Raw genomic sequence first — 13,120 nt, forward strand, 5'->3', positions numbered from 1 at the left:
CCACGGCTCTTCCTCGTTGGCTTTATCGCCACAAATCGCTATCATCGTAATATGACGATGCTAGCTCGAGCGGACCACGAACGCCAGGACGCCCTTGAAAGCCATGCAGCAGCAGCGGCCCTTTTCCATGGACTGGCCGACCCCACTCGGCTGATGATCCTGGCGCACCTGCGCACCGGGGAGCACAAGGTCAAGGAACTCACCGAGCACCTGGGCCTGGCCCAAAGCACCGTGAGCGCCCACCTTTCCTGCCTCCGCGACTGCGGCCTGGTGACCTCGCGGGCACAGGGTCGGGCCAGCATGTTCTCGCTGGCAAACCCGCAGCTGTTGCTGGAGTTGCTTGGCGATGCGAACCATTACATCGGCATCAGCGAAGACCACGAACTGGACACGCACGACTTCACCGCGGTTCATGATCCTTCCCGGGCGCAGGAAGGCGTCCGCCAATGAGCCACGACCACGACCACGGTTCGGCCACCACCAACCGCAAGAAGCTGGCCTGGGCCTTTGGCATCACCGCGACGATCCTCATCGCCGAGGTGATCGGAGCATTTCTCACCAACTCGTTGGCGCTACTCGTTGATGCCGCACACATGCTCACCGATTCCACCGGTCTGCTGCTGGCACTGACCGCGGCCACGCTGGTCATGCGAAAGCCCACCGCCAAGCGCACCTGGGGATTCCGCCGGGCGGAAGTGCTCTCCGCGACCCTCCAGTCGGCCTTGCTGCTCGGTGTGGGTGTCTATGCGCTGATCGACGGCGTTCGTCGCCTTTTTGAGCCGACGGAAATCTCCGGCGGCGGTCTGCTGGTTTTTGGCATCATCGGCCTGCTTGGCAATGTCGCCTCGATGCTGATCCTGGCTTCCGGCAAGGACGACAACCTGAACATGAGGGCCGCCTTCCTGGAAGTCGTCAACGACGCCCTGGGATCCGTTGCCGTGATCATCTCCGCGATCGTCATCTCCATGACTGGTTGGATGCAGGCGGACTCGATCGCCGCCATGTTGATAGCAGCGCTGATCATCCCGCGTGCGTTGAAGCTGCTGGGGGAGACCACGCACATCCTGCTGGAATCCACCCCCAAGGGCCTTGACCTCGAAGACGTCCGCGCCCATCTGGTCGCACACCCGTTGGTGTTGGCGGTCCACGACCTGCACGCCAGCCAGATTGCCACGAACCTACCGATTCTTTCCGCCCACGTCGTGGTGGAGGACGAGGCATTCCACACCGGCGCCGCGGCAACCCTGCTGGGTGAATTGCAGTCGTGCGTCGCCGAGCACTTCGAGGTGAGCATCGAGCATTCGACCTTCCAGATCGAGTCACACAGCCACCAGGCCCCGGAGCACGAGCGGCACGACTAGGTGATACGCACCTGACGCATGTGGGGATTTTCGGTATTGCGTGAAGCGCCCGTGGTCTAGTTTTTGAAACTGGACCACGGGCGCTTTGTTTTGCCGGCACGTTGCTCGACGGCCCACGGACGAGATTCCTCGGATCGGTTTGCCTCATGACGGTGGGGTGTTGCGCTCTCGTTGAACTTTACCTTCGGAAATAAAGTTTAAAAGGCCATTCGCATCGCGGGGAAGGCTGGTGCGATCGTCTTATTTTCTGCATGAAGTTAGGCTTTTCGCCCCGAGGCTGGTGATGTTTGGGGCGAATTGGCCATATTTGGCCATCGATGTCGGCTTGGCCCGCTGTGGAAATGTTTTCGGAGGCCTTGCGCACTAAATCATTCACAGATACAGTTTTTATTTATCAGAGGCCGCGTGATGTGAATCACAAGGGTGCGTGGCTCTGTTCACTCGACCCAACCACCGAAATCCAACAAGGAGACGTCGTGTCCATAGAGTCACGTAAAGTACCTGAGGCCTCATCGCATGTGCATGACGAGGACGCCGCTCACCTGGCATCTCTCGGCTACGAGTATGAAGCCCAGTTCAAGCGAGAAATGACGTTCTGGGGGAACGTCTCGCTGGGGTTCACTTACTTATCGCCCGTGGTGGGAATTTATTCTCTCTTTGCGATCGCATTGGGCACCGCGGGGCCCCCGATGTTTTGGTCATTGCTCATAGTTGGAGCCGGGCAGATGTTCGTCGCCATGGTCTTTGGTGAAATCGTGTCGAACTACCCGGTGGCCGGCGGAGTCTACCCGTGGTCGCGACGGCTGTGGGGCCGCAAGTGGGGTTGGATGAATGGCTGGGTTTACCTTGTCGCGCTTCTGACGACGATCGCCTCCGTGGCTTACGGTGCGGGCCCGTATCTTGCGGCCTTCCTCGGAATGGAAAGCAGTGTCGACGCGACCATCGTGGCGGCCTTGGTCATTATCGCGCTGGCAACCTGCCTCAACCTGCTCGGCACCGGCGTATTGAACAAGGTTGCCATGCTCGGCTTGATCGCAGAACTCGGCGGTGCCGTCGTCGTGGGCCTCTGGTTGATTATCGGACACCGCAACCATGACCTAGGCGTACTCTTTGAAACCTTCGGCGCCGGTGAGGGGTCCGACTACTTCGTGGCCTTCGCGGCAGCAGGATTGATAGGCATCTTCCAGTACTACGGCTTTGAGGCCTGCGGCGACGTTGCGGAAGAAGTCCCGAACCCAGGTCGCACCATCCCCAAGGCCATGCGCATGACAATTTACATTGGGGGAGCGGCAGCGATGTTTGTCTGTCTCTCGCTCATCCTCGCCGTCCCCGACTTCGGTGCAGTGATTTCAGGTGCCGACTCCGACCCGCTCGTGGGCGTTCTGATGGCGGCATTTGGCCCTGTTGGATACAAGGTCGTGCTCGGGGTGGTGTTGGTTTCCTTCGTCTCATGCGTCTTGAGCCTCCAGGCTGCTGCGAGCCGTCTGACCTACTCCATGGCCCGGGACGGAATCCTGCCATGCAGTTCCCTGCTGAGCCGATTCAGCGATCGCCGCCACGTACCTCCGTATGCGCTGCTGATCGCCGGTGTGTTTCCCGCGCTGGTCGTGATCGGTTCCAAGATTTCCGAAGATGCGCTGGTCGCCATCATCTCCTTCGCGGCCATGGGAATGTACCTGGGATTCCAAATGGTCGTGCTTGCCTCACTGCGGGCCAGGCTCAAGGGCTGGAAGCCTGCAGGCAAGTACCAGCTAGGTCGCTGGGGCGTTCCGGTCAATGTGATGGCCCTACTGTGGGGCGTACTGGGCATGATCAACATGGCCTGGCCGCGGACACCGGAAGCCGGATGGTTCGCCAACTACATCGTCTTGATTTCCTCGATCTTCGTCCTTGGAATCGGGGGGCTGTATCTGGCGCTTCGCAAGCCCCACCTCAAGGGAGACGCCCCCGCCGCGGATGCCTGCAGCGCTCCCGCAACAGTCGGCGGAAGCTAAAAGCGCGAAGCCACGATCAACCGTTGGGCGACCGCCCAAGAAGTCCAGTACCACCACGAAAGGATCGCACCATGAGTGTCGAAACCGCCCCGAACCAACTCAACGTCCCCTATCTCGACATCTCGGATCCGAGCTTCGCCATGCAGTCCGAAGAGCTCCGCAATGCCCGCGAGGCCAGCTGGTATGCAAAGACCAACTACGGCATCGCCGTGTTGCGCTACGACGAAGTCAGCAAGCTGCTCAAGAGCCCCAAGCTCATCCAGGGCAGTGCCAAGTGGCCCGCCCACAACGGAGTGCATGGCGGACTGTTCTTTGACTGGTGGACCAAGAATCTGCTCGTGTTGGAGGGCGAGGACCACCACCGGATCCGGCGTTTGCTCAACCCGGCCTTTTCCCCGCGGCTGATCAAGGACCTGGTTCCACGCTTTCAGGCGCTGGCTAACGAACTCATTGACGAATTCATTGACAGCGGCTCCTGCGAGTTCATCGGAGATTTCGCCGAACCGTATGCCACCCGCGTGCTGACCATCTTGTTGGGCATTCCGGAAAGCGAATGGCCGACCATTGCCCGGCTTGCCTCCACCATAGGTCTGGCACTTGGCGTCACCTTCAAACAGGACCTGGACAAGGTCGACGCGGCGGTGGCCGAGTTGTACGCCTACGCCGAAGACCTCATCAAGGACCGCCAAGCAAACCCGGGCGAGGATTTTGTCTCCCGGCTGGTCCTGGCCAGCCGGGACGGCGACAAGCTTAACGACGAGGAACTGCGCAACGCACTGGTGCTGCTGATTTTCGGGGGCATGGACACCACCCGCAACCAGCTAGGGCTGGCCATGCAATCCTTCATGCGCAACCCGGAGCAGTGGGAATTGTTGTCGGCGCGGCCGGAGCTCGGCGCCAAGGCCGTCGAAGAGGTCATGCGCATCAACCCAACCGTCACCTGGGTAACCCGCGAGGCAGTCGAGGACTTCACCTATCAGGGACTTGAAATCGCCGCCGGCACCACCGTGCACCTATTCACCCAGGCTTCCGGCACCGATCCGCTCGCGTTCCCCAACCCCGAACTGGACCTGCTTGGTGAGCACCCCGCCCACTACGGGTTCGGCGGCGGAGTACACCACTGCCTCGGTCACTTCGTGGCCCGTGCCGACATGAGCGAGGCACTTCCGTTGTTGGCCAGCCGCCTCGGCAACCCGCACCTGACTGGCGGGGACGAGTGGCTGCCCGACTCGGGCAACACCGGTCCGATTCGGCTACCCATCGGTTTCACCAAGCGCAACTAGGCTCCACGCGCCTCCCCACCTCACCACCAGCAGCAAGGAAACGAGCTCCACCATGGCACAAATCACCGTTGACCGTAAACTATGCGACAACCATGGCCAGTGCGCCATCGCAGCCCCGAAAGTCTTCACGATGAACGACGAAGGCATCCTCGAATTCGAGGAGTCCTTCGATGACGCATTGCTGGACGAGGTCGAGGAAGCCATCGATGTGTGTCCCGTCCAAGCCATCTTCGTGCAGGACTAACGATGGGTCAGCGGATCATTGTCGCCGGCGCTTCGCTCGGGGGACTGCGCGCCGCAGAACAGCTGCGCGCCGCCGGGTGGGAAGGAGAAATCCTGGTCGTCGGGGAGGAAGAGCATCCTCCCTATAACCGTCCTCCGCTCTCCAAGGACGTCCTGGCGGCACCGGGAACACCCGAGGAGGCCCTTGCCAAGCTGGCCTTCCGGCCACGGCGCAGTGCCACCGGAATCCAGTGGCGCTTGGGGACCCGCATTGCTGCTTCCAATCTAGCCGACCGCACCATCACCCTCAACGACGGGGAAGAACTTGGTTTCGACGGCTTGGTGATTGCCACGGGGCTGCGTCCGGCCCGCGTTGAGGCCCCCGGACCCTTGAGCGGTCGACACGTCTTGCGCAGCATCGATGACGCGCTGGCCCTGCATGCGGTGCTCCTGCCGGGAACCCGGGTAGCGGTGATCGGCTCGGGGTTCATCGGATGCGAAAGCGCGGCTACCGCGGCCTCACTGGGCTGCGAGGTGACGCTTGTGGAGGGACGCACCGGGCCGATGGAACGGGCCCTGGGACCAGAACTTTCCGCCGGGGTGAGGGAGATGCTCTCCCGCCGCGGCGTGGACTGCCGGGGGGCTGTCTCCGTGGTCGCCTACCGGGGAAATGGATCCTGCACCGGCATCGAGCTTTCCGACGGCAGCACGGTGTCCGCAGAGGTGATCATCGAGGCCGTGGGATCCCATGCCAATGTCGAATGGTTGCAGGGAAACGGACTGGACCTCGGCGACGGCGTGGAATGCGACAGGTACCTGCGCGTCCTGGCCGTCGACGGGCAACCGGTGCCCGGCGTTGTGGCCGTCGGAGACATTGCGCGGTACCCCGATGTCCGCAACGGGCTGCCCGCCCGGCGCGTGGAGCACTGGGCGACACCCACCGACACTGCCAAGATCGCCGCCCCCGCGCTAATCGCCGGGATCGTCGGCCGGACGCCGGCAGAGGCCCCCGCCCCGCTTCCATCTTTCTGGACCGACATCTTCGGCACCCGGATCAACGGCATCGGTTCCCCGGCAGACGCGGAGGAAACCCGAATCCTCGAGGGCGATCCCGGCCGGCCGCAGGAGGGAACCGCGGTGGGCTACTACCGCGGGAACGCGCTCATAGGCGTCGTCAACGCCGGCCTGCCGGCCTCGCGGCACTTGCATTACCGCCAGCTCGTGCTCGACGCCGGCGTACTTGTCACCAACTAAGACTTCCAGAAGAAACGAGTTGAGTCCCATGACCTTGCAAGCACTGAGAACCGAATCCGACGCCATGCTGGACCGTGAATCCTTTTCCCGGCACCAGGCACGCAACCTCGAACCCCAGATCGTCAAGGATCTCGCGGCGAAAATCGAGGCCGCCGGGGTCGAGTACATCTACTACGCGCTGCCCACCATTGGCTCGCGCGTGGTCGCCAAGATGGTCCCGGCCAACCACTTCCGCCGCAACCTGGAAAAGGGAATCTGCTTCCACCGCACGGCGCTATCCGACCTCCAAAACGACCGCCATGGAAACCTGATCGGCGGCGGCATCGAGGCCCGCGAGTTCTGGGCCCTGCCGGAGCCCGAATCCTTCGTGGTGCTGCCCTGGGACACCTCGGTCGCCCGAATCTTCTGCACCGCCTACGAGCCCCCGCACCTGCCGGAGGTCGGCGGTCGACCGCTTGCCATCGACACGCGTTCCCTCCTGGCACGCACCCACGCGGCGTTCACCGAGCGCACCGGTTTCGAAGTGCGCTCCGGCACCGAGCCCGAAATGACCTGGGAAGGCCCCGGACTCGAGGTCGTCAAGCGGCCCGGTTCCAGCCCCGCCTACCAGGTGGAAAACCTCGAGCGCATGCGCCCGATCTACAAGAAGCTCGTCACTTACTCCAAGGCCATGGGCCTGGACATGATCGAGGGCGACTACGAGGACGACGGACAGCTCGAACTGAACTGGATGTACGACCGCGTGGAAAACACCGCCGACCGGCTGGTCACCTACCGGCAGATCTGCAAGCAGGTAGCCCGCGAGTTCGGGGTCACCGCTTCCTTCATGCCCAAGCCCTACAACGGCCAGATGGGCAATGGCTGCCACCACAACCTCAGCCTCTGGGACGGGGACACCAACGTCATCGAGGACGCCGGACGTTTGGAACTGCACGTCTCGGAAACCGCGCGGCACGCCATTGGCGGCATGCTGGCCCACGCCCAGGGATCCATGGCCGTGATGGCCTCCACCGTGAACTCCTACAAGCGGTTCTGGGACGCCGGGCAATTTGCTCCCTCCACCGCCAACTGGGGCCTTGACTCGCGCGGCTGCCTGATCCGGATCTCTGCCAACGGCCGGATGGAGTACCGAGTGCCGGACGCGGCGGTGAACCCCTACTTGTCCCACACTTTGCTGATCGCCTCGATGGAGGACGGGATCAACCGCAAGCTCGAACCGGGCGCTCCCGACGAGGCCTGCGACAACGCGCCGGCGCTCGGTGCCCAGTTGCCGCTGACCCTCGGCGACGCCATCGGCGCGTTCGTTTCGGACACCTACCTGACCTCGCAGCTGCCGGCGGACCTGGTGTCCATCTACACCAAGCTCAAGGAAGAGGAATGGGCCCGCTACTGCGGCTCGATCACGGAATGGGACCGCGAAATGTACTGGGAGACGATGCCGTAATGACAACGCTCAAACTGGCCTGCATCGACGCTGACGCGCCGCCGCTCTTTTCGCTCCTCGATTCCAACGGACAACGCACCGGATACGAACCGGACGCCGCGAAACTTGTGGCCTCGCGCATGGGCAGGACCATCGAATGGGTCGTTATGGGATGGGACGAGATGCTGCCCTCGGTACGCGAGCACCAGGTGGATGCGGTGTGGTGCGGACAGGGCATCATTCCCGAACGCCAGGCTGTCGTAGATTTCACCCGCCCGTATGCTGTCTTCGATGAAACGGTGCTGGTGCGCAAGGGAGACCCTGCACGCACCCCGGCCGACATAGTCGGGTACCGGGTGGCCGCCATCGACGGCAGCGCCAATATGGCATTGGCTCGAACTTTCGAGGGGGCGATCATCGTTCCCTTCAGCGGGGACACCGTCTATGAAGACATGCTGGCGGCGGTCGCCGACTCCAGCGTCGATGCCATGGTCGACGATGACGTGGTGCTGGTGCCGCTGGGCGATGACCCGCGCTACGACGTGGCCTTTACCGTGGCAACCCGCAACGCGTGGGGGATCGGGGTCGCCAAGGACAACCTCTTCCTGCGCGAGGAACTCAACGTTGCACTGGCCGCCGTGATTGCCGACGGCAGCCTGCGCGAGGTGTGGGACACCTGGATGCCAACGCTCGGTTTTCCGTTGGGGCACAGCCTCGAGGCAATCGCGGGCAGCCGGGCATGACGGACGGTCCAAGCGCCGCCCGCCGCCCGCTGATAGGCGTCCCCGGCATGTGGTCGGCCAAGGTACAGGGCATGCGCTTCGCGGGGGCTGCAGTGGCCGTGGCCGTGCTGGCAGGCATTGACCGGGCCGGAGGTGAACCCGTCGTCCTGTTTCCGGGCAGCAGCGAGTCGGCCGCCGAACAGCTCGCCCGGCTGGACGGGGTGGTCATTCCAGGCGGCGCCGACATCGACCCGCGCCGCTATGGAAGCGAGCCGGACGAGCACTATTGGCCGGCCGACCACCCGGGACAGGACGGCTATGAGGCCGGCCTCCTACGGGCCTGCCTCGATTCAGGGATCCCGACCCTGGCCATCTGCCGGGGCATGCAATTGCTCAACGTCATCCACGGCGGAACGCTGGTGGGCCATTTGGCACCCGGTGAGATCCAGCACCGCGGTGCCGAGCACCCGGTGACCTGCGAGCCCGGCACTCTCCTTGCCGCGGTCTTGGGGCATGCCCCGGTGCGTACATCCTCGTACCACCACCAGGCGGTCGAGCGCATCGGCGCGGGGTTGCGGGTTGCCGCCACGGCGCCGGACGGAGTCGTTGAGGCGCTGGAGGTTCCTGGCGCATCGCTACTGGCGGTCCAATGGCATCCCGAGGATCTGGCCGAGGCATCGGCCACCGATCATGCACTTTTCAGCTGGGTCGTCGAGGCAGCCCGGACCCGCCGGGCCACCGAGTCCCACCGCGAGCAGACGAAAACCTTGGAGGTTTTGGGTTTATGAGCACCGATCCACGAGAAGACCGGGTATTGACCCTGGACGAGGTCATCCCGGAGGGGTTTGACTTGCTTCCCCCGGATGCTCCGCTGGTGGCAGTGGTGGTCTCACTGACTTTCCCCGGCATGGTTGGCGAAAGCCACACGATCATGCGCGACTTCACTCGCAGTGCCTTCGACCAATTACTCGAAAGCGGTGCGCGCGCTGTGCTGATCGACAGCTCCGCGGCGGACCCACAGGCAGCGCTGGCTGCCGAGGAAGCCGACGGGGTTTTGTTTCTCGGCGGCGGCGACGTGGACGGGTCGCTGTACGAACTTGAAGGGCCGATCCCCAAGGCCTACGGGGTGGACCGCACCGCCGATGAATTCTGCATCGCCATGATCCATCGGACCCTGGAGAAGGACCAACCGCTGCTCGCCATCTGCCGGGGATCCCAGCTTTTGAACGTGGCACTCGGCGGGACATTGGTGCCGGACATCGTTCCCTCGACCCTGCACCAGGGGCAATCCGGCCAGCCGATGTTCCTCGACGAATGGGTGACTCTGGCCGAAGGTAGCAAGATCCAAGGGATCCTGGGCCGTGAGCGAGTCACTGTGCGTTCCGGGCATCACCAGGCCGTGGACCGCGTGGCAACTGACTTGGTCGTCAGCGCCGTGGCCGACGACGGGATCGTGGAGGGCACCGAGCACCCCGGGAAAACCTGGGTCGTGGCCGTGCAATGGCATCCGGAGGACCGGGACGGATCCGCTGAAGACCGCCGCGCGATCATCGGAGCCTTGGTGGAACAGGCCGTTCTGCGGCGCCTGCAACTGGCTCGGCACGCGCAGACTGCCTGATGTGAGTGGCGGGCAGAAGTGTATTGGACCCGCCACGCGGTTACGCAGGAACCAACATGGACAGGCCCAAGTGCGGGACCTCCAGGGGAACGATCCGGCTTTCGCTGGGCGCGGCCTTGATCCTTTCTCCCACGAGGTAAGCACCGGAGTTGCCGATGATGACCCGATCGCTGGAGTTAAGTAAGGCCGCATGGCCGGGGATCGAGCGCAACGCGGGGAGGAAGATTTCTTCCAGTGCCCGAACTGTCACGTCATAGCCGGCAACCCCCGCAAACTCGCCATGGATCTTGAAAGGGGCGGTGTGCGTGAGAATGTATTCGTCGGATCCCAGGTAATCGACATACGGTCCCCAGATGGTTGCCTCGCCGGTCCTTTCAGCGGCGCTGAAGAAGGGAAGATGCTCGTAGTCGTAAAAGCGCTCGCCATCGGGGTCGAGGTCAAATACCAGTTTTTCGGCCCCACTCGGCCTTGGCGTCCACCACTCGAGGGCCCCTTGTCCCTCGCTGATCCGAGCCGAGGAGAACGTTGCCCCGGACCCAACAGCGAATGAATGCCGCTGCAGGAAATCCGATGCCAGTGCCTTCAACCCGGCCAGATCGTGTTTCGTGACCAGTGCACCCGGGGTGACATCTCGAGTGAGCAGGTCGGTGACTGCGGCGGCCATCGCATAGGTGTCGGCCGATGCGTCGTTGAACCACCCGGAGATGGACCCCAACGCTGCGGCTGCCGGTTGGGAGAGACTCATTGGTTTTCCTTCAAGTCGGTGGAGTAGCTCAGTGCCAGCTTCGTATCAATGAGGTGGTGCGTGCTGCGTCGGATATGGTCAATCACCAATTGCTGTCCTTGTTGGCTGCGGTTTTCGGACACGGCCCGCACCAGTGCCAGGTGTTCCGCGGTGGCCCGTTCCGCATCAAACTCATCGACCAACGGTGACCACAACACCTCCACCGTTTCGGCTTGCAACCGAATTTCGGCATTGGCCAGCCGGGTGGATTGGGCAGTCACCGCCAATTCGATGTGAAAGCGGCTATCGGCCCTTGCCTTGGCCTGGGCGCTGTCGGCCATGACCAACGAGCGGGCCATATCCTGCAGCCTCTCCAGTTCATGCGGCTCGGCCCGGTCGCATGCCAGGCGGACTGTGGCCGCGGCAATGGCTGACTGCTCGTCGCCCAAATCCCGGATCTCGGCAATCGATGTGGTCATGAGCCACTCTCGCATGGCCTCCAGCTGGAATTGCGGTTGCTTCAGGATGAAGGTCCCGCCGCTGCGTCCGCGCCTGGTCTCGACGATCCCCTGGTCGCGCAGGACGGCCAAGGCGTCGCGCAGGGTGGCTGCGGCAACGCCGAACATCTCTGACATCTCGATTTCGTTGGGTAGGCGTTCGCCGACGCGCAGCATGCCAAGAGTGATCGCCTTGGAGATGCGGTTGACGATGGCATCGGAACGTTCCAGATCGGGCAAGGATCGATAGATCTGCGACTGGAAAGACATATTTAAAGCCAAACCGGGTACTCCAAGCCAAACAATCGGAAAGTGTGCCCAGTCTATCGGCACGAACAGGCGAAACGTCGGAGCACGACGTGGTTTGGAACAGCGGCTCGGACATCTCTGTGTCCATGCGGGAACTGTCCCGGGGACAGGGAGCTGCAACGTTCCGCTTCCAGGGCACGTTGACTGGAATCAGATCCGTAGCATCTGCTCCGCGACATTGCTAAACACGACCCCAATGGCACGTGGAGCTGAAAGCCAGAGTGGAGAATTCAATCCTTTGATCCGATAATTATCGGGCCGTGGACTGCGCGGTGCTACCTCTCCAGCAGTGAATCCGGGACGGGGGTCTCGGCCGTGGCTTTCCTGTTTCCGATGAGCGAAACGAGTGCCCACCCGATCATTGCCGCAATGAATCCGCCGGCGGTGTTGGTGATGATGTCGGTGATGTCCGAGGCGCGGTTGTTGCGCAGCGCCAACTGGGTGGCCTCAACGCAGATTGAAATGCCCAGCACCAAGAGGGTGGTTTTCAGCACCGCGAACCGACGCCAACAAAAGCCCAACATCAATCCCAGCGGGGCAAAGAGCCCGAAGTTCGCCAGCATCTCCACGCCCAGGTCGCGTTCCCGGTGCGCCAGGAACGGAATCCAGTTGAAGGTACCAGCCGGGATTGAAGGGTCAGGCAGGGGAGCCGCGGGCAGCACGGCCACGGCCAGACCAATGGCCCATGCGGGAATGGCCACGAGCAGCACGCTGCGTTTCGCTCGGACATTGCCCCTGGAAGCGAACCAAAGTAGCGCCGCCAGCAAGGCCATGCTGGCGGCAAGACCCATCACGACAAGCAGGGCAACGGTGGGGACGGCGAAATAGAGCATAGGCATAACAGCGTATCGGCGAACCCTGTGAGCCCGCTGTCTCATACCCGGGTATGAGCCAAGCGGTGGATAAAAGGGTCCCTCAGGATGATCCAAAACCATACAGTGAACACATAACGTGGAACCATGACCATTACTGCACCTCATACCAGTACCGATTTCGCTGTCCACGCGACGGGCCTGACCAAGATCTACGGCGAAGGAACCACGCGCGTCGAGGCCCTGCGCGGCGTCGACGTCTCCTTCGCCCGCGGCAAGTTCACCGCCATCATGGGCCCCTCGGGTTCCGGCAAGTCCACACTCATGCATTGCCTGGCCGGCCTGGATGATGCCAGCGGCGGTCAGATCTTCATTGGCGGGACAGACATCTCGAAGCTGAATGACGATGCGTTGACCAAGATGCGCCGCGAAAAGGTCGGCTTCGTCTTCCAGTCCTTCAACCTCGTCCCCACGCTCACCGCGGAAGCCAACATCCTGCTGCCGCTGGCCCTGGCCGGCAAGAAGCACGACAAGGAGTGGCTGCAGACAATCGTCACCACCCTGGGGTTGACCGACCGCTTGAACCACAAGCCGCACGAACTCTCCGGCGGGCAGCAGCAACGCGTGGCCGTCGCCCGGGCCCTGCTCACCCGCCCCGAGGTCGTCTTCGGAGACGAGCCGACCGGCAACCTGGACTCGCGCACCGGCGCCGAGGTGCTATCGCTGCTGCGTTCCTCGACCCGCGAGATGGGCCAGACCATCATCATGGTCACCCACGACGCGGTCGCGGCCTCCTACGCGGACACCGTGCTCTTGATGAAGGACGGCGAACTGGTCGGCCAACTCGAGGATCCGACCGTCGACACGGTCACCCAGGCGCTTTCCGGGTTGGGTGCATGAC

14 protein-coding genes are annotated in these 13,120 nt (G+C 62.9%); 11 read left to right on the forward strand and 3 right to left on the reverse strand.

All coding sequences use genetic code 11. The features are described 5' to 3' along the window. The first annotated feature begins 51 nt into the window (after positions 1 to 51). From Q2T94_RS06875 to Q2T94_RS06920, 10 genes are all read left to right on the forward strand, one after another. On the forward strand, positions 52 to 450 hold the full coding sequence (locus Q2T94_RS06875; RefSeq protein WP_302263415.1) for an ArsR/SmtB family transcription factor: 399 nt from the start codon (positions 52 to 54) through the stop codon (positions 448 to 450). After that, a complete protein-coding gene (locus tag Q2T94_RS06880) occupies positions 447 to 1,361 on the forward strand; it encodes a cation diffusion facilitator family transporter (protein WP_264268431.1) in 915 nt (304 codons plus the stop codon). The genes Q2T94_RS06875 and Q2T94_RS06880 overlap by 4 nt, the downstream gene beginning before the upstream one ends. A 476-nt stretch (positions 1,362 to 1,837) precedes the next feature. Beyond that, a complete protein-coding gene (locus tag Q2T94_RS06885) occupies positions 1,838 to 3,355 on the forward strand; it encodes an APC family permease (RefSeq protein WP_264268430.1) in 1,518 nt (505 codons plus the stop codon). 71 nt (positions 3,356 to 3,426) lie between these two features. Then, positions 3,427 to 4,638, forward strand: coding sequence for a cytochrome P450 (locus Q2T94_RS06890; protein ID WP_302263416.1), 1,212 nt, complete (start codon positions 3,427 to 3,429; stop codon positions 4,636 to 4,638). Positions 4,639 to 4,690: 52 nt separating this feature from the next. Continuing rightward, positions 4,691 to 4,882 carry a ferredoxin gene (locus tag Q2T94_RS06895; protein ID WP_264268428.1) on the forward strand — a complete coding sequence of 64 codons (192 nt, stop codon included), beginning with the start codon at positions 4,691 to 4,693 and terminating at the stop codon, positions 4,880 to 4,882. Between the two features lie 2 nt (positions 4,883 to 4,884). After that, positions 4,885 to 6,114, forward strand: coding sequence for an NAD(P)/FAD-dependent oxidoreductase (locus Q2T94_RS06900; protein WP_264268427.1), 1,230 nt, complete (start codon positions 4,885 to 4,887; stop codon positions 6,112 to 6,114). A gap of 28 nt (positions 6,115 to 6,142) precedes the next feature. After that, on the forward strand, positions 6,143 to 7,558 hold the full coding sequence (locus tag Q2T94_RS06905; RefSeq protein WP_264268426.1) for a glutamine synthetase family protein: 1,416 nt from the start codon (positions 6,143 to 6,145) through the stop codon (positions 7,556 to 7,558). Further along, a complete protein-coding gene (locus Q2T94_RS06910) occupies positions 7,558 to 8,280 on the forward strand; it encodes an ABC transporter substrate-binding protein (protein WP_302263417.1) in 723 nt (240 codons plus the stop codon). Before Q2T94_RS06905 ends, Q2T94_RS06910 begins: the two co-directional genes overlap by 1 nt. Continuing rightward, positions 8,277 to 9,047 carry a gamma-glutamyl-gamma-aminobutyrate hydrolase family protein gene (locus tag Q2T94_RS06915; RefSeq protein ID WP_302263418.1) on the forward strand — a complete coding sequence of 257 codons (771 nt, stop codon included), beginning with the start codon at positions 8,277 to 8,279 and terminating at the stop codon, positions 9,045 to 9,047. Before Q2T94_RS06910 ends, Q2T94_RS06915 begins: the two co-directional genes overlap by 4 nt. Next, complete coding sequence (locus Q2T94_RS06920) at positions 9,044 to 9,877, forward strand: gamma-glutamyl-gamma-aminobutyrate hydrolase family protein (RefSeq protein WP_302263419.1); 834 nt, start codon at positions 9,044 to 9,046, stop codon at positions 9,875 to 9,877. The genes Q2T94_RS06915 and Q2T94_RS06920 overlap by 4 nt, the downstream gene beginning before the upstream one ends. A 40-nt stretch (positions 9,878 to 9,917) precedes the next feature. Here the strand turns inward: Q2T94_RS06920 and Q2T94_RS06925 are convergent, their stop codons facing one another. From Q2T94_RS06925 to Q2T94_RS06935, 3 genes are all read right to left on the reverse strand, one after another. Beyond that, entirely contained in the window at positions 9,918 to 10,622 is a 705-nt protein-coding gene (locus Q2T94_RS06925) for a cache domain-containing protein (RefSeq protein WP_302263420.1), read from the reverse strand. Next, complete coding sequence (locus Q2T94_RS06930; RefSeq protein WP_302263421.1) at positions 10,619 to 11,368, reverse strand: FadR/GntR family transcriptional regulator; 750 nt, start codon at positions 11,366 to 11,368, stop codon at positions 10,619 to 10,621. Before Q2T94_RS06930 ends, Q2T94_RS06925 begins: the two co-directional genes overlap by 4 nt. Before the next feature lie 314 nt (positions 11,369 to 11,682). Next, the gene (locus tag Q2T94_RS06935; RefSeq protein ID WP_302263422.1) at positions 11,683 to 12,246 is read right to left on the reverse strand and encodes a VanZ family protein; all 564 of its coding nucleotides are present in this window, start codon (positions 12,244 to 12,246) and stop codon (positions 11,683 to 11,685) included. A 120-nt stretch (positions 12,247 to 12,366) separates the two neighbouring features. Here Q2T94_RS06935 and Q2T94_RS06940 point away from each other — a divergent pair, with 120 nt between their 5' ends. Further along, complete coding sequence (locus Q2T94_RS06940) at positions 12,367 to 13,119, forward strand: ABC transporter ATP-binding protein (RefSeq protein ID WP_302263423.1); 753 nt, start codon at positions 12,367 to 12,369, stop codon at positions 13,117 to 13,119. Position 13,120 lies beyond the last annotated feature (1 nt).

It is taken from the genome of Paeniglutamicibacter sulfureus (assembly GCF_030512175.1).
Classification (GTDB): domain Bacteria; phylum Actinomycetota; class Actinomycetes; order Actinomycetales; family Micrococcaceae; genus Paeniglutamicibacter; species Paeniglutamicibacter sulfureus.